Source organism: Streptomyces sp. NPDC037410 (genome assembly GCF_055602235.1).
This window is the reverse complement of the sequence record NZ_JBVJWR010000017.1, coordinates 47,302-69,154: the sequence shown is the minus strand read 5'-3', so window position 1 is coordinate 69,154 and position 21,853 is coordinate 47,302. Positions and strand designations below refer to the sequence as shown.

Genomic DNA, 21,853 nt, shown 5'->3' with positions numbered 1-21,853 from the left:
GCTCCCCCCAGAATCCTGGCCGAGAGTGAAAGGGGCTCAGCCGTTGAACCGCCAAGAAGACACGAGCACCGGGCTGCCGGGACCGGCCGACCTGGTCACCGCCGCGGGAATCGACCACGTCCGCCTCGTCTACGACTACCTCGACGCCGGCGATCTGGACTCGTGCGCCTCCCTGCTGCACGAGGAGGTGGTCCTCGAACTGCCGGGCCTGCCTCCGTTCCACGGCCGGGCGGCGGTCCTGCACACGCACTTCGGGCACACCCTGCCGACGGCCCGCTACGAGATCGACCGGGTCGTCGGCCAGGACCGCAGTGTGGTCGCCACGGGGCGGCGCGTGGTGCCGGGCACGGACGGGCAGGACCTGCGTTTCGTCGACCTGTTCACGATCGCCGACGACGGCATGGTCCTGGCCTGCGCCCGCTACTACCACGTGGCGCCGTGAGCCGTGCCCGAGGACGGACCCCACCCGTCCTCGGGAGCGCCGAGCGGGTTACAGGCCGGGCCCGTTGTACGCGCCGCGGTGCGGCTTCGTGGTCGCGCTCACCGGGTTGGCCCAGTAGTCGCGGCCTCCGTTGCCGCTGACGACGGAGCCGTTGTTCAGGGCGGGGGACGTGGTGCGCAGCTTGTAGCCGTCGGCGGAGGAGAGGGTGTCGCCGCCGGTGCCGGGGTTCACGAACTGCGGGTCGCCGACGATGCCGTTGGCGGTCGGCCGGGGCACGCCCTGGAAGACGTTCCACAGCCAGGAGATTCCGGCCCCGGTGGGCAGCCGGGAGTCGGTGGTCCCCACCCAGATGTTGTTCTCGACGACGCTCTCGTCGGGGAGCGTGATGCTGAACTTCTTGTCCGTGCAGTAGAGGACGTTGTTGTACAGGTGGAGCGCGGAGCGTCCGGCGCTGACGCTGCTCATGCGGCAGTCGTTCTCGGAGATGTTGTAGCGGATGACCTGCTGGGCGGCGCCGATGGTGCCGCAGCCGTCGCAGTCGAGGAAGAAGCCGCCGATGTTGTCGCGGCTGAAGTTGTACTGGATCGTGCAGGTGCCGGTGTTGCCCCAGTCGCAGTCGAAGGCCTGGCTGTCGGCGACGGACATCCGCGTGATGCCGTACACGGCGTTCTTCTGGATCGTCGGGTCGTGGTCGCCGAGCACCCAGATGCCGGCGAAGTTGCCGCCGGAGAAGGGGTAGACGCCGTTGCCGACGCCGGAGGCGTTGTTGTACTGGATCATCGGCGCTTCGGCGTAGCTGGCGATGATGCCGTCGCCGCCGACGTCCTTGAGGGTGTTGTTCTCGATGAGGACTCCGGCACCCTTGACGGCCATGGCGCCGACGCGGATCTTGAGGCCGCCGCCGCCCGTGTTGCTGATCTGGTTGTCGTGGACGTGGACGTCGTTGAGGGTGGAGTTCGTGCCGGTCGCGCCCGTGACGATGCCGGCGGACTGGACGTAGTCCTCGGTGGTCGGGCTGTTCTTGTTCGTCTGGCCGGCCACCCGGTCGACGACGAGGCCGCCGATGTCGAAGCCCCGGTGCGCCGTGCCGTCGGTGGCGGAGATCCGCAGGCCGGTGCGGCGGGCGAGGGCGGCGGCCGGGTTGGTGATCTTGAGGTTGCTGATCTGCCAGTGGTCCTGGTCGGTGAGGGAGACCGCGTTCGGGGCGCCGCCGCCGTCGATCACGGGCAGGGCGCCGGAGCCGTAACCCGTGAGCTGGATGGGTGCGGTGGCGGTGCCGCTGCCCTGGGGGGCGAGGGCGCCGGTGCAGGTGGTGCCGGAGGCGAAGGCGAGCGTGTCACCGGGGGCGTACGTCCTGGCGTTGGCCTGTCCGATGCTGTTGAACGGCGCCGCGAGGCTGCCGTCCCCGGCGGTCGCCCGCGAGCAGTCCACATAGGTGACGCTTCCCGCGGCCTGGGCGGTCGGACCGGGGAGGGCGGCGGTGCCGCCGAACGCGAGGACGGCGGCGAGAAGCCCGCGGACCGTCGACTGACGCCCGGGCAAAGCTCTGATGGTCATGGCGCAACAACCTTTCTGGCGGTCGGATGCGGCCAGAAAGTAGGTGCGGCCGGTGATCGAGTCAATGCGTTCTCGTCGATTGATCGAGTTTCGATCAGGGACTGGGCGATTGGTCGATCTCGGCGCTTGCGCGCGGCACCGGGACGGGCGAGAGTGCCTTCGGTCGGGGCGTTGTCGCGCGAGACACCTGTCCGAGCCCGTCGATCCGGACGCCGAGGGGTCGGTGCTGCCCATCGGGCTCGACGACGACCACCCCGAACGGGAGCGGTGCCGGGCCGCGTTCCTCGAGAACGCCTCCGTGCTGGCCGAGCTGCTGGACGACCCGACCCTTCCGGACGACGTTCTCAGCGCGGACGACCGCGCGTGTCTCCGGACGGTCGGGGCGCTCCACTGAGGTGCGGCGTGAGTGCGCGTACCGGGCCCGCGCACTCACGCTTCACGTCACTCAGAATCCCGCGGCGGCCGGTACGAGGCGGAGGCGGCAGGCGTCCAGGGCGCTGTCGATATGGGCGCCGAGGCCTGGGTCCGGGTCCAGGGCGGAGAGGCGGTGCATGGTCAGCATCGCGTCCCAGGCCGAGGTCCTGGCCAGGGGTGAGGCGCCCATCGGGACGTCTTCGAGGTGGGTCCAGAGGTGGGCGCCGAAGCCCAGGTGAATCGTTCCTGCCCGGGTTTCCTCCTCGTCCAGGGCGCGGCGCGCAGCCGTCAGGAACGTCATGGCGTCCTCCGGGCCGAGCGCCGAGACGACGACCCGGAGGTGGGAGGCGGTCAGGGTGGTGACCTCGGCCCACTCGGCCGCGTCACCGAAGCGCTCGCACAGGCGTACGTTCAACAGGTGTTCCATGTCAGCGGTCATGCATGCACAGATACGTTTCCGCAGCCCACGGTGCCCGTCACGACACGCGGGAGCCACCGTCCGCCCCCCGTACGGAGTGATCGTCCCCCCGATGCCGTACGGCCCGCGCGACACGAACGGCCCACGCCATGGAACGCCCGAGGGCCGGGGCGCCCACAGCGCCCCGGCCCTCGGGTGGGATGGTTCCGGCGGCAGGGTCAGACCTGCTCGTCCTCCGGGATGCTGACCAGCCAGCGGGTGTCCTTGCGCGGCCGCAGGTACAGCGCCCAGTAGAGGGTGGCCACCGCCGTGATGCCGCCGGTCCACAGCAGGTACTCGACGTCCTGCATGTAGAGGACGTACGCCAGCACGCCGATCAGGACCACCGGGATGGCCGGCCAGAGCGGCATGCGCCACGCCGGGACCTCGCGGTGCTGGCCCCGGCGGCTGAACAGCGCCGCCACGGCCACCAGCAGGTACATCCCGGTGACGGAGACGCCGGTGACGCCGTAGAGGGTGTCGAGGTTGACGAAGCACAGGGCCGCGCCCGGCACGCCCACGACCAGGGTGGCCACCCACGGCGAGCCGAAGCGGCCCAGGCGGGAGAGGGCGTTGTTGACGGGCTCGGGCCAGGCCTTGTCGCGGGCGGAGGCGAACAGCACGCGGGAGTTCTGGATCACCATGACGATGCCGGCGTTGATGATGGCGAGCGCGACGCAGAGGCTGATGAAGGTGCCGACGGCGGAGTTGGACCAGGCGTCGATCATGCCGCTGATGTCGCCGCCGGTGAGGGTCTCCAGGTCGCCGGCGCCCAGGGTGATGGCGACGACGGGCACCAGGATGACGGCGGTCGAGATGGCGAGGGTGGCGAGCACGGTGCGGGCCACGGACTTGCGCGGGTTCTCCAGCTCCTCGGAGAGGTAGACGGCCGTCGAGAAGCCCTGGGTGATGAAGAGGGCGATGGCGAGGCCGGAGACCACCATGGCGCCGGTGACGAGCGAGTGCGAGCCGCCGGCGTGCGCGACCTCGCCGTGGACCAGGGCGCCGACGCCCCGCTGGGAGTGGGTGAAGCCGAGGATCGCGACGATGCCCGCCGCGACCACTTCGAGGACCAGGAAGATGCCGGTGATCCAGGCGTTGGCGCGCAGGTCGAGGAGGCCCGCGAGGGTCGCGAGGAGCATGACGCCGCCGCCGGCGATCGGGGCCGGGATGTGGACCAGGGGCGCGAGGTAGTCGGCGGTCCCCATGGCGATCACCGGGGGCACGATCATCACCACCAGCAGGGACAGGACGAACACCAGCCAGCCCGCCAGGCGGCCCGAGAGGGTGGAGACGATGGCGTACTCGCCGCCCGCGCTCGGGATCAGGGTGCCCAGCTCGGAGTAACAGAAGGCCACGCCGATACAGAGCAGCGAGCCGATCGCGATCGTCAGGGCGGCGTACGTGCCGACGCCGTCGAACAGGTCGGGTACGACCACGAAGAGGGTGGAGGCGGGCGTCACGCACGACAGCGTGAGCAGCGTGCCGCCCACGACACCGATGGAACGCTTGAGCTTCTGCGGCACGGGGCCGGTCTGAGGGGCCAACGCGTGCGGTGCGCTGAGGGTGTCGGTCATCAGGCGGTTCCGATCGATGCGTGCGGTGATTCCGAGGGGGAGCGGTATCGCCTCCGGGGCGGCTGATGATCAGGTGGTTCCGTGGGCTCCCGGGCTGAATGGAAGCGTGAGCAGAACCGCAGGTCAATGCCCCACCAGCTGCGGAATCCGTTGTTCCGACACGCTGGATCGGGGTGCCGGAGCGCCAAGAACGCGTCAAGACTGCCGAAACGCTCCGTGCGGGAACCGCAGCCCGGCCGGGACAACTTTTCCCGCGCTTTACCGCCGATCCACATGCTGGAATACGGGGCGAACCGGACAGAACCGCCCCAGGCGGCCGGATCGCCGAGGTGCAGGGTGTCTTCGACAGCCTCGCCCGGCTGCGCCAGGAAATAGTAGCCATGTACATAGTAGCCATGTACTGTATTGCTCGTGAGTTCAGCAAACGAGAGCGCCACGGCCGGTTTCCTGGTGTGGCGCCTGTCGATGAAGTGGCGCGTGGCCGTCGACCGGGCGGTCGCTCCCCTGGGTCTGACCCATGCCCAGTACGCACTGATGGGGTCCCTGTACGGCATGGCGCGCTCCGGCCGGCAGCCGAGCCAGCGGCAGCTCGCCGACCACACCGGGCTCGAACCGCTGTACGTCTCCAAGCTCGCCCGCGCGCTGGAGGCGGCCGGGCTCGTCGCCCGTACCCGGGACCCGGACGACCCGCGCGCCATGCGGCTGACGCTCACCGAGCAGGGGCACGACGTCACCGGTCGCGCCGTCACGGTGGTCCAGGGCCTCCTGGACCAGATGCTGGAGCCGCTCGGGGGCCGGCAGAGCCCGCGCGCGCAGGAGTTCACCCGCGACCTCGCGACCCTGCTCGAAGCACCTCTTGATCCGCACGCCGGGAACCCCGAGAACGCCGCGAACGCCGAGAACCACGAGGAGCAGTCATGACCACCACCGCACCCACCGTCAACGGCCGCGTCATCGCCCTGGCGCACTACGCCCCGCGCGCCCTCCTGGAGCGGATACTGACCCGACACGGCATCACGTTCGAGCAGAGCGTCACGCTCCGGGCCGTCTCGGTGGCGGGCGACTCCGCCGACCGGGACGCGCTCGTCACCGACGTCGTCGGCTCGCTCAAGACCGAGGCGTCCGTCGTGCACGGCGTGCTCGACGAGCTGACGGCCGCGCAGCTCGTCGAGCAGGTCCCGGCACGGGCCTCCCGGCTGCGCCTCACGGACGCCGGACGGGAGCTGTACGAGACGACCGCCACCGAGAGCGCCGCGATCGCCGCCCGGCTGTACGAGGGCATTCCCGCCGAGGACCTCGCGGCCGCCGGCCGGGTGCTCACCCTCCTCACGGATCGCGCGAACGCCGCACTGGCGGGGGCCTGAGGTCCGGCGCAGCCCGGGTCACGGCCGCTCGGGTCGTCGATCTCCGACCTGGGAGACCCTCCGTCGGCGTTTCGGCCACGCGCCCGCCAGGGCGCGACCCGCGCGCCGCAAGGGTCGATGCACCCGGCACGAACGCGTATTCGTGCTGCCACGGGGCTCGCGCGGCGTCCGAAACACATGTGTTCGACCCGCCCGGCCTGCTCGTTGAGCTCTCCGACAGCCCAGCCGCCGGCTCACGGAGAACGCCATGCACCCCCTTCCCCGCCGTATCGACACTCCCCTTCCCGTGGGCCGCCGCCGGCCACGTCCGGACTCGAGGGGGATGGCATGACGACCACCACGGACGACGCGGCGTCCACGACGCCGGCGAAGGCGACCCCGACGGAGGCGACCCCGCCCGAGACCGTCTCGGCCTCCGAGCGGCTGCTGTTCGGCGGTGAGCTCGCCTACGACATGGGCTTCAGCCAGCACAGCGGGACCTGGGTGAAGCTCGGCATGTGGAGGATGGCCGCGAGCTTCCCCCGGCAGGTCGGGATCGCCGTGCGGCTTGCCCGGCAGGCCGACCCCCGCGCCCTGTACACCGTGGCGGTCAGCGAGATCGGCCGCGGTGTGGCGCAGGCCTACTCGCTGGTGGCCGTGAACGCGCTGCTGACCGAACTGCTCGCGTCGGGAATCCTGGTCGACCGGCTGCGGGCGGCCCTGCCGTCCCTGGTCCTCGTGTCGGTGCTCGCGGTGGTGTCCTCGCTGCTCAAGTCGGCGTCGACCGCCTCGACGGGAATGCTTGAGCCCAAGGTCCAACGGGTCGCCACCGAGCGGTACCTGGAGCTCGTCGCCCGGGTGGAGATGGACGCGATCGAGGACGACGCCTTCCACAAGCTGATGGACTCGGCGCAGTGGGGCGCCAACGGGGCCATGCGGATGGTGGGGTACTGCACGGCCGTGGTCGCCTCGGCGATCTCCCTGATCGCCGCCGCGGGCGTGCTGACGGTCCTGCACGTGGCGCTGCTGCCGCTCCTCGCCGCGATGGCGCTGCCGAGCGCCTGGGGCTCCCTGACCATGGCGAGAGCCCGGTACGAGAGCTGGCACCGGTTCGTCCAGCACGCGCGGGCGGCGCAGCTGATCAGCCGGCTCCTGATCGACCAGCAGGCGGCGGGAGAGGTCCGGGTCCACGACGTGGGGCCGTTCCTCCTGGAGTACTTCCGGGGCATGGCGGAGACCAGTGAGCGCGAGCAGACCCGGCTCGCGTGGGTGGGGGCTCGCACGGGCCTGTTCGCCGACGGTGCCCGCGGTGTGGCGACGGTGGCCGCGTACGCCGTCCTCGGACTGCTCCTGTGGAACGGGCAGATGGAGCTCGCGGTCGGCGGCACGGCGGTGCTCGCGATCCGGGCCGGTTCGGCGAGCATCACCGACCTGGTGCTGAGGGTCACCGACATCCAGGAGGAGTCCCTCTTCGTCGCCGACCTGGAGCGGCTGTGCGCCGAGGCCGAGCGGCGCGCGATCCCCGAGGTGGGCGTCGACCTGCCGGAGGACTTCGACGCGATCCGCTTCGAGAAGGTCACCTTCTCCTACCAGGGCGCCGAGGAGCCGTCCCTGCGGGAGGTGGACCTCGTCATCCCCCGCGGCTCGACGGTGGCTCTGGTGGGGGCGAACGGCTCGGGCAAGACCACGGTGTCCAAGCTGCTGTGCGGCCTGCACATGCCCGCGGCCGGCCGGGTGATGTGGGGCGAGGTGGACGCCGCGGAGGCCTGCCGGGCCCGGCTCTTCTCACGGGTGGCGATGGTCGCCCAGAACTTCCAGCGGTGGCCGTTCACCGCCCGGGTGAACATCGGGATCGGCCGGCCCGGCGGGGCCATCGACGACGGCGAGGTCGGCGCGGCGGCCGCGTACGCGGGGGCCGACGACGTGGTGGCGAAGCTGCCCCGCGGTCTGGACACCCTGCTGGCCCGCGGCTATCGCGGCGGTCAGGAGATCTCCGGCGGGCAGTGGCAGAAGATCGGGCTCGCGCGGGCGCGCTACCGGAACGGGCAGGTCCTGGTCGTCGACGAGCCGACGAGCGCCCTGGACCCGGTGGCCGAGCAGCGGGTCTTCGACCAGATCCACCAGCTCGCGGGCACGGGCCAGACCACCGTCCTGATCACCCACCGGCTGCACAGCGTCCGTCACGCGGACCTCATCTATGTACTGGAGCGGGGCCGGGTCGTCGAGCACGGCACGTTCGCACAGCTCATGGACCCGGCCAGGGGCCCCGGGGCGTTCCGCCAGGCGTACGAGCTGCAGGCCCGCCAGTTCCTGCCGCCCCCGCGCCGCAACCCGCTCTAGGGCCCATCCGACCCTGATCCGCCGGACGGTCCCTGGCCCGCTAGCGTCCCGCGGGGGTGTCCGACCAGACCTCCAGGAGGTCGGTGAGTGCGGCCCGGGCCTGTGCGGCCTTCCTGCCGTCCTCGGCGCGGGCCGCCGGGGCGAGTTCGGCGTGGATGAACGTGGCGTGGGCGCCCTCCGCCGCCTTCCCCTGGACGTTCGTGGTGCCTTCCAGGGGGCAGTGGTCGGCCCAGCCCCGGCAGACGCGGAGGCCGCGCGCCTTCATGTGGGCGGCGAGGGCCGCGGCCTCTTCGGGTGCGGCCTGTGCGGCGCCGGTGGAGAGGATGGCGTCGTACGGGCGCTCCGGGCCCTTGGCGAAGCCGTGCAGCTGGAGGCCCGGAACGCCGCGCTTCTGCAGTTCCGTGATGATCGTGTGGAAGGCGCTGTCGGTGCGGTGGGCGACGTCCGCCGCGTCTCCGCGGCCGGAGGTGCGGTGGGCTCCGGCGACGACGAGGGCGCCGCCCGACGCCTTCTCCAGGAGCTGGGCGCCGAGGGACTCGGTGCCGCGGTCGGACACCGGATGCGGCACCTGGACGCTCCAGCGGACGGCGAAGTCGGCGCTGACGTACAGCCTTCCCCATCCCGCCTCGGGCCCCGGATTCCGGGCGGCGACCTCGTCGTAGCGGCGGTTGGTGACGGAGTCGGTGAGCCGGGTCACCTGGAAGCCGACGGAGGCGAAGGTCTCCTCGGCCTTGGCGTCCTCGCGGTCGAGGAGCTGACCCACGCCCAGGGCGAGGCGTTCCCGCTGGGCCCTGCTGGGGGGCGTGTACCGCGTGCGGTCTCCGGCCTGCTTGGCGTACTGGACGATCCTGTCGTCCAGGTTCACCAGCTCACGGGCGCCGCCGTGCCCTGCCTGCTCGCTGTCGCGCGCCGCGTCGTGGCAGCCGACGAGGGAGAGCGCGAGTCCGATGATGGTCAGGACATAAAGAAAAAGTGATGATCTCGTAACGCCCTGCGGGGAGTCGATCTTGGGACTCATGTGAAGATCGGCTGGTGACATTCTGCGATTCTCTCCCCATTGGTCGTGCACTGGCTGTGACGGCGGTGCTCGCCGTTCTCACGGCCGGCTGTGCGTCCACGCCGACGGAGTCGCAGACCAAGCCCGGCGGCCGCTCGTTCACCGTCGCCGCCGCCGGAGATGTTCTCATCCACCCGGAGCTGGTGGAACAGGCGGCCCGTGACGCGAAGAAGACGGGCAAGGGCAAGGACGGACTGGACTTCGGCCCGCTGATGGCCGGCGTGAAGCCGGTGATCAGCAAGGCCGACCTGGCCATCTGTCACATGGAGACGCCCGTGGGCTCCCCCCGGGGCCCCTGGGCGGGGTATCCGGAGTTCCTGGTGCCGCCGCAGATCCTCACGACCTTGAAGGACGTGGGCTACGACACCTGCTCGACGGCCTCGAACCACACCAACGACCATGGCCTCAAGGCCATCCGCAGCACCCTGAACGCGATGGACAAGGCGGGCCTCGGTCACACCGGCTCGGCCCGTACGCCCGAGGAGTCGCAGAAGATCAACATCCGTGAGGTCAAGGGCGTCAAGGTGGCGCACCTGGCCTTCTCGTGGGAGTCGTTCCTCAACCCCACGCCCGCGAAGGAACGCTGGTCGTTCAACCGGATCAACACGGACGAGATCAAGAAGGCCGAGAAGCGGGCCCGCGCGCAGGGCGCCGAGGTCGTGATCCTCTCGCTCCACTGGGGTCTCGAGCACTACAACGAGCCGAGCGTCCCCCAGCTGGAGCTCGCCGACCGCCTCACCAAGGAGACGGGGATCAACCTCATCATCGGCCACCACGCGCACGTGGTGCAGCCGATCCAGAAGCTGAACGGCAAGTGGGTCGCCTTCAGCCTCGGCAACGAGGTCGCCCGGCACGGCTCCCCCACGGGACTGACCGAGGAGGGGGCGATCGGCTGGTTCGAGTTCCACGAGACGGAGACCGGCTGGGACGTGCAGGCCCGCTACCGCACCACCCTGGTGGACATCCCGCCGGACGCCGAGCCCGGCGACAAGCTCCCCGACGGCGCCGTCACGGACCACCGGGTGGTCGACGTCCGGCACGCGCTCGACGCACCGGGCGACCTGCCTCCGGACCGGCGCGCCCGCTACCGCCTCGCGGCCGAGCGGACGCGTGGCTTCCTCTTCAACCGGGGTGCTCCGGGGGGCGACGGCCTGGCCGAGCTCTCCCTGACGTACTGAGCCGTCCCCCGTCCGTTTCGTACGTTCGTGACCGCGTCGCCGGGCCCGCGCCAGTGGCGGCCCCTCGTGTCCGGGGGCCGTGGGAACCGCAGTGGCCGTAGAACCAGGAAAGAGCAGCAGTGACATCGAGTAATGCCGCCTACCGCGTGCGAGGGGGACGGCGACGCAGCCGCAGGCGCGCGGACATGCCGCTCCTGGGCGGCATCCGTCCGCCGATCGCGGTCCTGTGCGTGCTGATCCTCGCCCTGGCCGGCCTGACGGCGAAGGTGCTGGGCCCCGGCGACGACGCGGTCGTGCCGGAGGCGGTGCTGTCCTCCCAGCAGTACTTCGCGGAGGACGGGGCCATCGCGCTGCGGGCCTCGATCGACGAGCGGGTCACCGACCTGCAGCGGACCGCCACCGCGATCAGCGCGGGGCGCCCCGTGAAGCCCGAGCGGATCCTCTCGGACCTGGGCCGGACCTACCAGAAGTGGACCGGCACCTCCGTGGTCGACCTGGAGAGCGGGGAGGTGCTCGCCGAGCGGGGCGAGGCGATCCCGCTGTCCTGGCTGGACAAGGGCGTCCTCACGGGCAAGAAGGCCCTGACGCCCCGCATGGTGCGGCTCAAGACCGGCGACGTCCGTCTGATGACCATGGCCGTACTGGACTGGGCCGACCGGCCGCAGCAGCTGCTGCTCGCGTCGAGCAGCCTCTCCGTGCCGGCCATCAACCTCGGCCCGTTCCGCACCATGGCCGTGGTCGCGAAGGGCGGCGAGGTCCTCGGCACGGCCGGCTTCGAGCAGGCCGAGGCGCTCAACTCCGACCAGGAGCGCCAGGAGCTCTCCTTCCTCCACAAGCAGATGACGCGGCTGGCCGACCAGGCCGCGGTCCGCACCGAAGAGCACCCCGTCCGCGCGAAGGAACCCGGATCCCGGGGCTATCCCGGCGTCAGCGGCACCCTCCTGGGCGGCCGGTACAACGGCCGTGTCGCCACGGCGGGCTACGCCTCGCTCGCCTCCTCCAATCCGGGGGAGAAGCCGAGCCAGGCCGCCGGCCTCGGTCTGACGGTCGTGGCCCTGCTTCCCGTGGTCGAGCAGGAGACCGCCGACCACGGCCGCCAGCTGTACGGCCTCGCGGCCGCGGGCGTCCTCGTCCTGCTCGGCCTGCTCGCGGTGACCGTCCTCTGGGCCACCGTGCAGCGGCCCCTGCTGCGCCTGTTCCTGGAGTCGCGCCGGCTCGCCCGCGGCGATCTGACCCGTCCGGTCACCGTGCCCCGCTGGGGAGAAGCGGCCCGCATCGGCGCCGCCCTCGAACGGCTGCGCCGGCAGCTCGCCGGTGACGGCACGGACTCCGACGACGCCCCGCGCCGGCGGGTCCGGGTCGGCGGACGCGGCCCGCTCGTGGTCACGGCCGTGCTGCTGCTCGTCTGGTGCGTGCCCGTCGGTCTGCTCCTGAACCGTACGGACGACTCGGTCAGCGTGCCCGCCACCATGGTCAACGACCAGCGCGACCGCACCGACCTGATCGCCGACCGCCTGCGCAGGGCGCTCAACGAGGCCCAGGCCGACGTCGTCTCCACCTCCCGCCTGATCGGCGAGGAGAGCGACGGGGACACCGGCCGGATCCTTGAGGAGGCCCTCCTCAAGCACCCCCGCTACCAGGCCCTGTACCTCGTCGACGCCGAGGGCGGCATCACCGCCCAGGCGGGCACGGAGCCCCACGACTGGACCCGTGGCAAGGACCTGCCGCTGGTCCGCGTCTCCGGTGAGGGCGGCAAGGAGCCGATCGTCCAGGCCGGCGCACCGCTGCCGGACCACAAGGACGGCACCCTGGTCGGCGAGATCCGGGTGGAGTTCCTCAACTCGCTCCTCGCCCGGCCCGGCCTCGGGGACGTCCGCGTCGTCGACTCCCGAGCGCGGACCGTCGCCGCCGGCAACGGCTTTCTGGCGTTCGAGGAGCTCCCCGACGGCGCCCTGACCGACCTCGTCCGGGCCGCCGCCCTGCCGGTGGGTGCGGGCCCCGTCGAGAACGGCCTGCTCATCCGGGAGGGCAACGGCGTCACCGTCGCCGCGGCCGCCCCCTTCTCCGGCGGCGGCGTCACGGCCGACATCGGCTGGACCGTCGTCAGCAGCCAGGACGCCTCCCGCTTCCAGATCGCCCCGTACGAGCGCGAGGACCGCAGCGTGCTCGCCGGAATGCTGGGGCTCGCCGCGATCATCTTCTGCCTCGGCTGGGTCTATCTGGTGGTCGTGCGGCCGCTGCGCGCCCTCGCCGGCAGTGCCGAGAAGCTCGTGGACGGCGACCTCAAGACCGTGCTGTACCCCGTGTACCAGGACGAGGTGGGCGCCGTCGTCCGCAGCCTCGAACTGCTGCGCCAGCAGGCGCAGGCCCTCAGACACAACCAGGCGCGCCGGTCCGCGGAGACCGGGCCCGGCGTCGGCGGAAGGTGACAAGGCCGTGCTCTACCTCTACTTCGTCCTGCTGATCAGCGGGGTGTTCCTGCTGATCGCGGGCATCGTGGAACAGCGCAGGCACTACGCCGCCCTCCACACGATCCCGACCCGGGTGCTCGTCAACGGCATCCGGGGCAAGTCCTCCATCACCCGGCTGTGCGCCGGAGCCCTGCGCGGCGGCGGTCTCGTGACCGTCGCGAAGACGACGGGGACGGCGGCGCGCTTCATCCACCCCGACGCGACCGAGGAGCCGGTCTACCGGAAGTTCGGCATCGCCAACGTGGTGGAGCAGATCGGCATCGTCCGCCGGGCCGCCACCTACCGGCCGCACGCCCTGGTCATCGAGTGCATGGCGGTCATGCCCGCCCTGCAGGAGGTCAACCAGAGCAAGCTGATCCGCTCCACGATCGGCGTCCTGTGCAACGTGCGCGAGGACCACCTCGCCGAGATGGGCCCGACCCTGGACGACGTGGCCCGCTCGCTGTGCCGCTCGATGCCGGAGGACGGCATCTGCGTGACCGCGGAGAAGGAGCGCTTCCACATCCTCCAGGAGGAGGCGGACGCCCGGAACTGCCGGCTGATCTACGCCGACCCCGAGACGGTCAGCGACGCCGAGCTGCGCGGTTTCAGCTGGTTCACCTTCAAGGAGAACGTCGCGATCGCCCTGGCCGTCGCGGAGCTCCTCGGCATCGACCGGCAGGTCGCGCTGCAGGGCATGTACGACGCGCCGCCGGACCCGGGCGTCCTGTCCGTGGAGCGCTACGTCACGCCCGACGACCGGCGGCTCGCCTTCGCGAACGTGTTCGCGGCGAACGACCCCGAGTCGACCCTGATGAACGTCAACCAGCTGCTCGACCTCGGCGCCATCAGCCGCCCCCTGAACGTCGTGATCAACTGCCGTCCCGACCGCGTCGAACGCAACGGGCAGATGGGCGAGATCATCCCCGACCTCCAGCCGGACAACGTCTTCGTCATCGGCCACCCCTCGAAGAGCGCCATCGACGCCATCCCCGCCGAGTGGCGGGACCGGGCGGTCGACCTCGGCGGCGACCGGCGCCCGGCCGAGGACTTCATGCCCGCCCTGCTCGGCCGGATGCCCGACGGGTCCTCGCTCGTCGCCATCGGCAACATCCACGGCCAGGGCGAGGAGCTGCTCGAGTACCTCGCCGAACTCCCGGCCGACGAGAGCGCCGACCCCCGCGCGGACCACGGCGCGGACCACGGAGCCGGCCACGGAGCCGTCCACGATGCCGGCCCCGGAGCCCGCGACGGCGCCTATGCCGTCGCCGACGAGACCGGTCCGTACGCGGCTCCGGCGGGGTACGGGTACGGCCGGCCGCAGCGCCTGGATCCGTACGCCACGTACCCGACGGCGTACGAGGAGCGGTACCAGGCCTCCCAGACCCAGGAGATCCCCATGGTGCGGATCCCCCTCCAGCCGGTCGACGAGCAGCCCGGGCCGGTGGTCCTCACGGCCCAGCGCGGTCCCGACGACGGATGGTCCGTCCCCGGGCCCGAGGATTCGTTCGGCTGGTTCCAGCAGCCGCCGCAGGAGAACGGGGAGCGGACCCACCCGCATCCCTGACCCGACGCCGACCGCCCGCCTCACCGCCCGTCACCGCTCCCGGAGCCCCCGTTGACCACCGCCGCCCTGACCCCCGAGATGGCCGCCCTGGGCATCGCCATCGGCCTGTTGTTCTCCCTGCTGTGCTACCTCACCACCAACCTCTCCCCCGGCGGGATGATCACCCCGGGCTGGATCGCCCTCACCCTCATCGAGGACCTCCAGCGCGCGGCCATGGTCGTGGGCGTCACCGCCCTGACGTACGCGGGCACCAAGCTCATGCAGCGGCTCGTCATCCTGTACGGCAAGCGGCTGTTCGCCGCGGTCGTGCTCCTCGGGGTGCTGCTCCAGGCCACGGTGATGATCGTCCTGTCGATCGAGTTCCCGCTGATGTACGGCAACCAGACCCTCGGGTTCATCGTCCCCGGCCTCATCGCCTACCAGCTCGTCCGCCAGCCCAAGGGGCCCACGCTCCTCGCGACGGCCTCCGTCTCGATGCTGGCCTACATCGTCGTCGCCGCGGGCCTGCTGCTCGGCGTCATGCCCGCCGCCGCCTGAAAACCGTCGTCCGCGAACCGCCGCCTGAGAATCAAGGAAGAACCATGGCAGGGAAGAAGAAGTCACGCACGCTCCTCTCGGGCCTCGCGGTACTCGGGCTCGTCGCGACCTCGGGCTACCTCACCGTGGAGCTGCGCAAGCAGGACGACCCGGGCGTCACCGAGGTGCGCAACGTCGGCGTGCTCAACGGGACCAAGCCCAAGACCGAAGCGACGGGCGGGGAGAGCTGGTCCCGCCTGGAGAACCCCGCGCGCAGCGTGCTCCGCGGCGCCGACGGCCAGGTGGCGGCGGTCATGACGGACGGCGCGCGCACCACGAAGCTCACCGGGCCCGCCCGTACCTTCGCCGAGCCGACCTCCACGGCGTCGAAGGTCTCCACGACCGACTGGATCCGTCTCATGCCGAAGCCCTGGGCCAAGGGCGCGGAGAAGGAGAAGTGGTTCAAGGACTGGTACGCGGAGAACGCGGACAGCAAGGAGGACGACATCTTCGCGTTCGCCTTCCAGTACGTGGCGGGGGCGCCGCAGCGCAAGGACGAGCAGGGCCGGGTCATCGCGGGCGACGCGAACTTCGGGCCGCTGAACACCACCGGAGCCGAGGGCGGCGACCTCCGCCTGGAGCAGTCCGACTTCTACGACTTCCTCGGCGTCCGCTACCCCTTCCGGGACGGCTCCGTCGGCACGCCGGAGGCACCCAAGGCCCGGTCCCTCGACTGCTCCGGCTTCATGCGCATGGTGCTCGGCTACCGTGCCCGCTACCCGCTGATGTCCTCGGACAAGTCCGGTGACGGCCTGCCCCGCACGGCGAACGGCATGGCCCGCTCCGACCGGGGCGTGGACATCCTGCCGCTGACCGGCATCGGCGCCGCGAACCGCCCCTCCACGATCGACCAGCTGCAGCCGGGCGACCTCGTCTTCTTCAAGCTCGACACGCGCACCGGGCAGCGGCTCGACCACGTCGGCATGGTCCTCGGGTACGACACCGAGGGGCACCTGATCTTCGTGTCCAGCCGCGAGGAGGTCAACGGACCCACGATCGGTGACGTCGGCGGTGTCTCCCGCCTCGACGGCAACGGCTACTACGCCAAGACGCTGCGCAGCGCGAAGCGCCTCTGACGCAGGAGCCACCCGGCGGTTTCGTCGGCGGTCAGCCGGGCCTTGGCCTCGTTGATGAGGGCCTGCCGAGCTGGATCAGCCGTGGATCAGTCTCCATGTGGTGAGGGCGAGCCGGGCGCGGGTCAGGCCTGTGGGGGCGGTGAGGTCCAGGGTGAGGGTCTTGCCGATGTGGTCGAGGCGGCGGGCGATGCTGCTGTGGTGGAGGTGGAGGGCCTCGGCCGCGCGGCGGACGGAGGCGGTGGCGCAGTAGCTGTCCAGGGTCTCCAGGTCCTCCGGGGACAGGCGGTCGATCGCGGTCACGTCGGGGTTGTCCCGTACGGCGTCCTCGGGGATCTCCGCCAGGAGGGCAAGCGCGCCCAGGTCGGTGTGGTGGACGACGGGTTCGCGGGCGGTGGTGAAGCGGAGGGCCGTGCGGGCCTGGCGCCAGGAGCGGTCGGGTCTTCCGCCGGTGCCGATGCCCGCCCGTACCCCTGAGGGGAAGCCCGTACGGTCCAGGGTCGTGGCCAGGATGACGCCCACGTCGGCGAGCGGGGCCGCCTTCACCGGCCGGGACGGGCACACCAGGGCGCCGACCCGGTCGAGCGGGAGGCTCGTGCGGACGGCGGCGACGTGGACGGGGAGGTCGGGGGCGAAGCCCAGGAGGCGCAGCGCCCGGGCCCGGGCGGCATCGTCGCTGCCGGAGCTGACGGCCAGTTCGACGAGGGCGGGGTCGGCCATGGTGGTGCGGGCGGGCCCGTAGCGTTCGGCGGCGGCCGCGGCGGCGAGCGCGAAGCGGTCGAGGAGGACCTCGTCGAGCGGGTTGGGCGGTCCGGGGCGCTCCAGCCAGACCGTTCCGATCTCCTCTTCGTCGAGGGTGACCGGCGCCTCCGTGGACGGGGGTGCCGGCGGGGTGGTCGCCTCCGTGCCGTGGGGCGAGACGCGGGTCGGGCGGCCGGTGCCGTGGAGCCGTATCCCGGCGACGCACTCGGCCAGGCCCGCCGAGGCGCGGGCGAGCGCCGGGAGGTCGACGCGGCGGCGCATCAGGGTGTCGTAGAACGCGACGATGCGCATCGCGCCGTCGACGTACGGATCGAGTCCCGACAGCCGTACGGCCAGTGCCTCCATGACAGAAGGATCGCAGACGGGCCGGGGAGCCGGGTGCGCCGTTCGGCGCCTGTTCGGGGCGGGATGCGCGACGGATGGCGGGTGACCCCTCCGGGGCCGGCCCGGAGGATGGCCGTCATGGATCCCGAACTCGAAGCCTTCGTCCCCTTCTTCCCGCAGACCGACCTGTCCGACCCGGTGGCCTCCCGCGCGTACTTCGCCGATCTGGCGGCCGCCGTCCCGGCGCCCGACACCTCGGAGTTGGACGTCGAGGACGTGCTCGTGCCCGCCGACCCGGACGTGCCCGTACGGATCTACCGGCCGCGCGGGGCGCAGGGTGCCGTGGTCTGGCTGCACGGCGGCGGGTACGTCATGGGGAACGTGGACACCGAGCACCCGTGGGCCGCCCGCATCGCGGAGACGTCCGGCGCGGTGGTGGTCTCGGTGGGCTACCGGCTGGCCCCCGAGCACCCGTTTCCCGCCGCCCTGGACGACGCGTACGCCGTACTGGAGTGGACGGCCGGGCACGCGGCGGAGCTCGGCATCGACCCGGCGCGCATCGCGGTCGGCGGCCACAGCGCGGGTGGCGGTCTGGCGGCCGGGGTGGCGCTGCGGGCGCGTGACGAGCAGGGGCCGCCGATCCGCTTCCAGCTGCTCAACCAGGCGGGGTTGGACGACCGGCTCGAGACGTGGTCGGCGCGGACTTTCACCGACACGCCCTGGTACCACCGGGGCAAGGCGTCCGCCGCGTGGGGCCACTACCTGGGCTCCCGGCCCGCCACGCCGTACGCCGCTCCCGCGCGGGTCGCCGATCTGTCCGGCCTGCCGCCGGCGTACGTCGCCTCCGCCGAGTTCTGCCCGAACCGCGACGAGGACATCGCCTACGCCGTGCGGCTGCTCCAGGCGGGTGTGTCCGTCGAGCTCCACCAGTGGCCGGGGACGTTCCACGGGTCGCAGGCGATCCTCTCGGCCGAGGTCTCGCAGCGGCAGAACGCCGAACTCGGCGCCGTCCTGCGCCGTGCCCTCGCCGACTGAACCCACACCTCCTCCGAAGAAGGGACCGATGTCATGAACATCCGCACCATGGGTACGTCCACGGGCCTCGACCCGGTGGCCCTGCAGTCCGCCCTGGACGCCGTCCACCACGCGGGAATTCCCGGCGTGTTCGCCGAGGTACGGGACGACGGCCGGATCTGGCGCGGTGCCGCGGGCGTCGCGGACGTCGACACCGGCCGTCCCGTGACGGCCGACATGCGGCACCGCGTCGGCAGCATCGCCAAGACCTTCACCGCGGCGGCCGTGATGCAGCAGGTCGAGCAGGGGCGGATCGGTCTCGACACGCCGGTCGGGGACCATCTGCCGGAGCTCGTGCCGGGCGAGCGCGGCCGGCGGATCACGGTGCGGATGCTGCTCGACAACACGAGCGGCATCCCCGACTACCTCACCTACGCCTTCCCGTCGCTCCGCGGGTTCCCCACCCGTCTGGACGTCTCGGCGCAGAGCATCGACGACAACCGGTTCCGCACGTGGCGGCCCGCCGAGCTCATCGAGCTGGGGCTCTCGGCACCTCCCACCGGCGAACCGGGCGGCCCCGCGGGGGTGTACTCGAACGTCAACTGGCTGATCCTCGGCGAGCTCCTGGAGCACCTGACCGGTATGCCGGCCGAGGAGTGCATCACCCGGAACGTCATCGAACGCGCCGGGCTCCGGCACACCGGGTTCCCGGAGGGGACGCGCGTCGAGGGACCGCACTCGCTGCTCTACGAGGCGTTCTACGGCCTGATCCACCCACCCCGTGACTACAGCGTCTACGACAATTCCTGGGTGGGCGTCGCGGCCGGTCTGGTGTCGACGATGGAGGACCTCAACCGCTTCTACGCCGAGCTGTTCGCGGGCCGGATCGTCGGCCCCGAGTCGCTCGCGGAGATGCGGCGTACGATCCCGGCCACCGCCCTGGACGGGTCGCCGATCCAGTACGGTCTGGGCCTGCACAAGGTCGAGACCCCCCGCGGCACCTTCTGGGGGCACGACGGCACCGTGTGGGGAGCCGGTGCCGTCTCCCTGACCAGCGCCGACGGCAGGCGTCAGATGTCCGTGGCGATCAACCTCATCCGGTGGAACAGGCCGGACGCCTCCGGGCGGCCGCAGCCCCACCCCATCGACGGCGCCGTCAAGGCGCTGTACCAGGAGGCGTTGTGCGGCGGGGCCGCCACGGCGTCGTGAGACGGGGTCACACCCCCTGGCCGGCCGGGGCCAGGGTGTACGTCCGGCCCGAGGTGTAGAACTCCAGGCCCGCCCTGCCCTGTTCGCGGGGTCCGTGGCTGGAGGCCTTGGAGCCGCCGAACGGCAGGTGGAAGTCGACGCCGCTGGACGGGGCGTTGATCCGGATCATCCCGGTGTCGAGCAGGTCGAGGCCGCGCAGGGCCGTATTCAGGTCGGCCGTGTGGACCGAGGTCACCAGGCCGTACGGGACGGAGTTGGCGATCCGGACCGCGTGGGCGACGTCGTCGGCGGCGAGCAGGGAGGCGACCGGGCCGAAGACCTCCTCGCGCAGCAGGCGGTGGCCCGGGGTGACCTTCTCGACCAGGGTGGGGGCGCCGTACCAGCCGGGCCTGTCGAGCACGGTGCCGCCGGCGAGCGTGGTGAGCCCCCGGCAGGTCTCGACCACCCGGTCGCGGGCGGCCTCGTGGATGAGCGGCCCGCACACGGTGGCCGGGTCGGCGGGGTCGCCGACCTGGAGGGCCCGCAGCGCTTCGGTGAGCGCTTCGCGCAGCGGGTCGAGGGCGGCGCCGACGGCGATGACCCGGCTGGTGGCGGTGCACTTCTGGCCCGCGAACCCCGCGATGGCGGCGGCGATGTGGCCCGCGGCCTGCTCCATGTCCGCGTCGGGCAGCACGAGGGCCGCGTTGAGGCCGCCCATCTCGGCCTGCGCCGGGATGCCCCGCGCGGTCGCGGCCCTGGCCACGGCCTGGCCGACGGGGGTGGAGCCGGTGAAGGAGACGACGTCGGCGGACGAGACGAGCGCGTTGCCTTCGGTGGCGCCGCCGGGAAGGACGGTGAACACCCCTTCCGGCACGGCCTGTCGGACGATCTCGGCCAGGCGCTGGGCGCAGGCCGTGGCCTCGGGGGCGGGCTTGAGGACGACCGTGTTCCCGGCCGCGAGAGCGGGTGCGGCCTTCCAGGTCGGGATGGCGAAGGGGAAGTTCCAGGGCGTGATGAGCCCGGCCACGCCGTGCGGGCGGCGCCGGGTCAGGAGCAGTCCGCCGCCCGCCGAGGTCTCGTGGACCTCGCCGGTGGGCTGGAAGGGGGCCTGCGCGTAGTAGCGCCAGATCGCGGCGGCGCGGGCCACCTCGGCCCTGGCCTCGGTGAGCGGCTTGCCGACCTCGCGGACGGCGAGCTCGGCGAGTTCGCCGGCCGCGGCTTCGACGGCGGTGGCGATCGCGCCCAGGGCGGCCGAGCGTGCGGCGGCTCCGGCCCGCAGCCAGCCGGGCTGCGCGGTGCGGGCGCGTTCGACGGTGTCGACGGCCGCGAAGGCGCCGGGGGTGGTGATCCGCAGGAGCACGTCGGCGGGATCGGCCGGGTTGCGGGAGATGAGGGTGGGAAGGACGTCGGTCATGGGAGGAGGCCTCCGGGGAAGGGGTCGCCTGGGGTGAGGGTCGGGGCGGAGCGGCACAGCGCGGACGTGGCCGACGGTGGACGTCGCCGACGGCGGGCGTCGGCGACGGCGGGCGTCGGCGACGGCGGGCGTCGGCGACGGCGGGCGTCGGCCGTGGCGCGGCTCAGCGGTGGCCGTCGGCCACGGCCTTCTCCGTGGCGGTCCGGATCGCGGCCTCGGTCGCGCCGGTGAGCGGGTGGCGCGGCGGACGGGTGGGACCGCCGGGGCGGCCGGCGATGTCCATGGAGAGCTTGATGGACTGGACGAACTCCGTCTTCGAGTCCCAGCGCAGCAGCGAGTGCAGGGACTTGTAGAGCGGGAGGGCCGTCTCCAGATCGCCGGCGACGGCGGCGCGGTAGAGGGTGGCGCAGCTCGCGGGGAAGGCGTTGGGGTAGCCGGCGATCCACCCGACGGCACCGGCCACGGCCAGCTCCAGGAGGACGTCGTCGGCGCCGATCAACAGGTCGAGTTCCGGTGCGAGTTCGGCGATCTCGTACGGCCGGCGGACGTCGCCGCTGAACTCCTTCACCGCGACGATGCTGCCGTCGCCGTGCAGCCGCGCGAGCAGGTCGGGGGTGAGGTCGACCTTGGTGTCGAAGGGGTTGTTGTAGGCGACGATCGGGATGCCGACTCCGGCGACCTCGGTGTAGTGGGCACGGACGGCCGTCGCGTCGGCGCGGTAGGTGTTGGGCGGCAGGAGGAGGACCGAGCCGCAGCCGGCCTCGGCGGCCTGCTCGGCCCAGCGGCGGGACTGCGCGCTGCCGTAGGCGGCGACGCCCGGCATGACGCGCGCGCCGTCCCCGGCCGCTTCGACGGCGGTACGGACGACCTGGGCGCGCTCCTGGTCGGTGAGGGTCTGGTACTCGCCGAGGGAGCCGTTGGGGACGACACCGTCGCAGCCGTTGGCGATCAGCCAGGCGACGTGCTCGGCGTAGGCGTCGTGGTCGACGGAGAGGTCCTCGCGGAAGGGGAGGGTGGTGGCGACCATGATGCCCCGCCAGGGCCGGTCGGTGTTCCAGGTGGTGGTGGTCATGTCGATGACCTTTCTATGGTGTGTGACATTTTATAGATGAGCCAAGAA

Annotated in this window: 19 protein-coding genes; 12 read left to right on the top strand and 7 right to left on the bottom strand. The window is 72.0% G+C overall.

Annotated features, from left to right (window positions below; genetic code table 11):
* Positions 1 to 43: 43 nt before the first annotated feature.
* Positions 44 to 442, top strand: a complete 399-nt coding sequence (locus tag ACZ7HT_RS26240; protein WP_471170486.1) for a nuclear transport factor 2 family protein — start codon at positions 44 to 46, stop codon at positions 440 to 442.
* 48 nt (positions 443 to 490) lie between these two features.
* Here ACZ7HT_RS26240 and ACZ7HT_RS26235 read toward each other — a convergent pair whose 3' ends face one another.
* On the bottom strand, positions 491 to 1,999 hold the full coding sequence (locus ACZ7HT_RS26235; RefSeq protein ID WP_471170484.1) for a right-handed parallel beta-helix repeat-containing protein: 1,509 nt from the start codon (positions 1,997 to 1,999) through the stop codon (positions 491 to 493).
* A gap of 223 nt (positions 2,000 to 2,222) precedes the next feature.
* Between ACZ7HT_RS26235 and ACZ7HT_RS26230 the strand changes: the two genes are divergently transcribed.
* Positions 2,223 to 2,393 (top strand): hypothetical protein, encoded by a 171-nt coding sequence (locus ACZ7HT_RS26230; RefSeq protein ID WP_471170483.1) that lies wholly within the window; start codon positions 2,223 to 2,225, stop codon positions 2,391 to 2,393.
* 51 nt (positions 2,394 to 2,444) lie between these two features.
* Here ACZ7HT_RS26230 and ACZ7HT_RS26225 read toward each other — a convergent pair whose 3' ends face one another.
* Together ACZ7HT_RS26225 and ACZ7HT_RS26220 are read right to left on the bottom strand one after the other, a co-directional pair.
* Positions 2,445 to 2,852 (bottom strand): hypothetical protein, encoded by a 408-nt coding sequence (locus tag ACZ7HT_RS26225; protein WP_471170482.1) that lies wholly within the window; start codon positions 2,850 to 2,852, stop codon positions 2,445 to 2,447.
* A 197-nt stretch (positions 2,853 to 3,049) separates the two neighbouring features.
* Positions 3,050 to 4,447, bottom strand: a complete 1,398-nt coding sequence (locus tag ACZ7HT_RS26220; RefSeq protein ID WP_471170480.1) for an APC family permease — start codon at positions 4,445 to 4,447, stop codon at positions 3,050 to 3,052.
* Positions 4,448 to 4,858: 411 nt separating this feature from the next.
* On the opposite strand from ACZ7HT_RS26220, the gene ACZ7HT_RS26215 reads away from it, so the two are divergent.
* The 3 genes from ACZ7HT_RS26215 (at position 4,859) to ACZ7HT_RS26205 (ending at position 8,130) form a co-directional block, all read left to right on the top strand.
* Positions 4,859 to 5,368 (top strand): MarR family winged helix-turn-helix transcriptional regulator, encoded by a 510-nt coding sequence (locus tag ACZ7HT_RS26215; protein WP_471170478.1) that lies wholly within the window; start codon positions 4,859 to 4,861, stop codon positions 5,366 to 5,368.
* Positions 5,365 to 5,811 (top strand): MarR family winged helix-turn-helix transcriptional regulator, encoded by a 447-nt coding sequence (locus ACZ7HT_RS26210; RefSeq protein WP_471170476.1) that lies wholly within the window; start codon positions 5,365 to 5,367, stop codon positions 5,809 to 5,811. The genes ACZ7HT_RS26215 and ACZ7HT_RS26210 overlap by 4 nt, the downstream gene beginning before the upstream one ends.
* Positions 5,812 to 6,264: 453 nt before the next feature.
* On the top strand, positions 6,265 to 8,130 hold the full coding sequence (locus ACZ7HT_RS26205) for an ATP-binding cassette domain-containing protein (protein WP_471170643.1): 1,866 nt from the start codon (positions 6,265 to 6,267) through the stop codon (positions 8,128 to 8,130).
* 40 nt (positions 8,131 to 8,170) lie between these two features.
* Here ACZ7HT_RS26205 and ACZ7HT_RS26200 read toward each other — a convergent pair whose 3' ends face one another.
* Positions 8,171 to 9,148 carry a hypothetical protein gene (locus ACZ7HT_RS26200; protein WP_471170474.1) on the bottom strand — a complete coding sequence of 326 codons (978 nt, stop codon included), beginning with the start codon at positions 9,146 to 9,148 and terminating at the stop codon, positions 8,171 to 8,173.
* A 65-nt stretch (positions 9,149 to 9,213) separates the two neighbouring features.
* On the opposite strand from ACZ7HT_RS26200, the gene ACZ7HT_RS26195 reads away from it, so the two are divergent.
* From ACZ7HT_RS26195 to ACZ7HT_RS26175, 5 genes are all read left to right on the top strand, one after another.
* On the top strand, positions 9,214 to 10,365 hold the full coding sequence (locus ACZ7HT_RS26195) for a CapA family protein (protein ID WP_471170473.1): 1,152 nt from the start codon (positions 9,214 to 9,216) through the stop codon (positions 10,363 to 10,365).
* Between the two features lie 185 nt (positions 10,366 to 10,550).
* A complete protein-coding gene (locus ACZ7HT_RS26190; RefSeq protein ID WP_471170471.1) occupies positions 10,551 to 12,794 on the top strand; it encodes a HAMP domain-containing protein in 2,244 nt (747 codons plus the stop codon).
* Between the two features lie 7 nt (positions 12,795 to 12,801).
* Positions 12,802 to 14,382, top strand: coding sequence for a poly-gamma-glutamate synthase PgsB (gene pgsB / locus ACZ7HT_RS26185; protein ID WP_471170470.1), 1,581 nt, complete (start codon positions 12,802 to 12,804; stop codon positions 14,380 to 14,382).
* Between the two features lie 51 nt (positions 14,383 to 14,433).
* On the top strand, positions 14,434 to 14,919 hold the full coding sequence (locus ACZ7HT_RS26180; RefSeq protein WP_184930657.1) for a poly-gamma-glutamate biosynthesis protein PgsC/CapC: 486 nt from the start codon (positions 14,434 to 14,436) through the stop codon (positions 14,917 to 14,919).
* Positions 14,920 to 14,963: 44 nt separating this feature from the next.
* Positions 14,964 to 16,034, top strand: coding sequence for a C40 family peptidase (locus tag ACZ7HT_RS26175; RefSeq protein ID WP_471170469.1), 1,071 nt, complete (start codon positions 14,964 to 14,966; stop codon positions 16,032 to 16,034).
* A gap of 75 nt (positions 16,035 to 16,109) precedes the next feature.
* Here the strand turns inward: ACZ7HT_RS26175 and ACZ7HT_RS26170 are convergent, their stop codons facing one another.
* Positions 16,110 to 17,138: a helix-turn-helix domain-containing protein gene (locus ACZ7HT_RS26170; protein WP_471170467.1), complete on the bottom strand. Its 1,029-nt coding sequence runs from the start codon at positions 17,136 to 17,138 to the stop codon at positions 16,110 to 16,112.
* Positions 17,139 to 17,255: 117 nt separating this feature from the next.
* Here ACZ7HT_RS26170 and ACZ7HT_RS26165 point away from each other — a divergent pair, with 117 nt between their 5' ends.
* Together ACZ7HT_RS26165 and ACZ7HT_RS26160 are read left to right on the top strand one after the other, a co-directional pair.
* Positions 17,256 to 18,152, top strand: coding sequence for an alpha/beta hydrolase (locus ACZ7HT_RS26165; protein WP_471170465.1), 897 nt, complete (start codon positions 17,256 to 17,258; stop codon positions 18,150 to 18,152).
* 33 nt (positions 18,153 to 18,185) lie between these two features.
* Positions 18,186 to 19,340, top strand: coding sequence for a serine hydrolase domain-containing protein (locus ACZ7HT_RS26160; protein WP_471170463.1), 1,155 nt, complete (start codon positions 18,186 to 18,188; stop codon positions 19,338 to 19,340).
* Positions 19,341 to 19,347: 7 nt separating this feature from the next.
* Here the strand turns inward: ACZ7HT_RS26160 and ACZ7HT_RS26155 are convergent, their stop codons facing one another.
* Together ACZ7HT_RS26155 and ACZ7HT_RS26150 are read right to left on the bottom strand one after the other, a co-directional pair.
* On the bottom strand, positions 19,348 to 20,733 hold the full coding sequence (locus ACZ7HT_RS26155; protein ID WP_471170461.1) for an aldehyde dehydrogenase family protein: 1,386 nt from the start codon (positions 20,731 to 20,733) through the stop codon (positions 19,348 to 19,350).
* Between the two features lie 163 nt (positions 20,734 to 20,896).
* A complete protein-coding gene (locus tag ACZ7HT_RS26150; protein WP_471170460.1) occupies positions 20,897 to 21,805 on the bottom strand; it encodes a dihydrodipicolinate synthase family protein in 909 nt (302 codons plus the stop codon).
* Positions 21,806 to 21,853 lie beyond the last annotated feature (48 nt).

Coding starts and splice junctions, on each gene's coding strand:
- ACZ7HT_RS26235 (WP_471170484.1), bottom strand. CDS start 1,999: ATGACCATCAGAGCTTTGCCCGGGCGTCAGTCGACGGTCCGCGGGCTT.
- ACZ7HT_RS26225 (WP_471170482.1), bottom strand. CDS start 2,852: ATGACCGCTGACATGGAACACCTGTTGAACGTACGCCTGTGCGAGCGC.
- ACZ7HT_RS26220 (WP_471170480.1), bottom strand. CDS start 4,447: ATGACCGACACCCTCAGCGCACCGCACGCGTTGGCCCCTCAGACCGGC.
- ACZ7HT_RS26210 (WP_471170476.1), top strand. CDS start 5,365: ATGACCACCACCGCACCCACCGTCAACGGCCGCGTCATCGCCCTGGCG.
- ACZ7HT_RS26205 (WP_471170643.1), top strand. CDS start 6,265: ATGGGCTTCAGCCAGCACAGCGGGACCTGGGTGAAGCTCGGCATGTGG.
- ACZ7HT_RS26200 (WP_471170474.1), bottom strand. CDS start 9,148: ATGAGTCCCAAGATCGACTCCCCGCAGGGCGTTACGAGATCATCACTT.
- ACZ7HT_RS26190 (WP_471170471.1), top strand. CDS start 10,551: ATGCCGCTCCTGGGCGGCATCCGTCCGCCGATCGCGGTCCTGTGCGTG.
- ACZ7HT_RS26175 (WP_471170469.1), top strand. CDS start 14,964: ATGGCAGGGAAGAAGAAGTCACGCACGCTCCTCTCGGGCCTCGCGGTA.
- ACZ7HT_RS26170 (WP_471170467.1), bottom strand. CDS start 17,138: ATGGAGGCACTGGCCGTACGGCTGTCGGGACTCGATCCGTACGTCGAC.
- ACZ7HT_RS26165 (WP_471170465.1), top strand. CDS start 17,256: ATGGATCCCGAACTCGAAGCCTTCGTCCCCTTCTTCCCGCAGACCGAC.
- ACZ7HT_RS26160 (WP_471170463.1), top strand. CDS start 18,186: ATGAACATCCGCACCATGGGTACGTCCACGGGCCTCGACCCGGTGGCC.
- ACZ7HT_RS26155 (WP_471170461.1), bottom strand. CDS start 20,733: ATGACCGACGTCCTTCCCACCCTCATCTCCCGCAACCCGGCCGATCCC.
- ACZ7HT_RS26150 (WP_471170460.1), bottom strand. CDS start 21,805: ATGACCACCACCACCTGGAACACCGACCGGCCCTGGCGGGGCATCATG.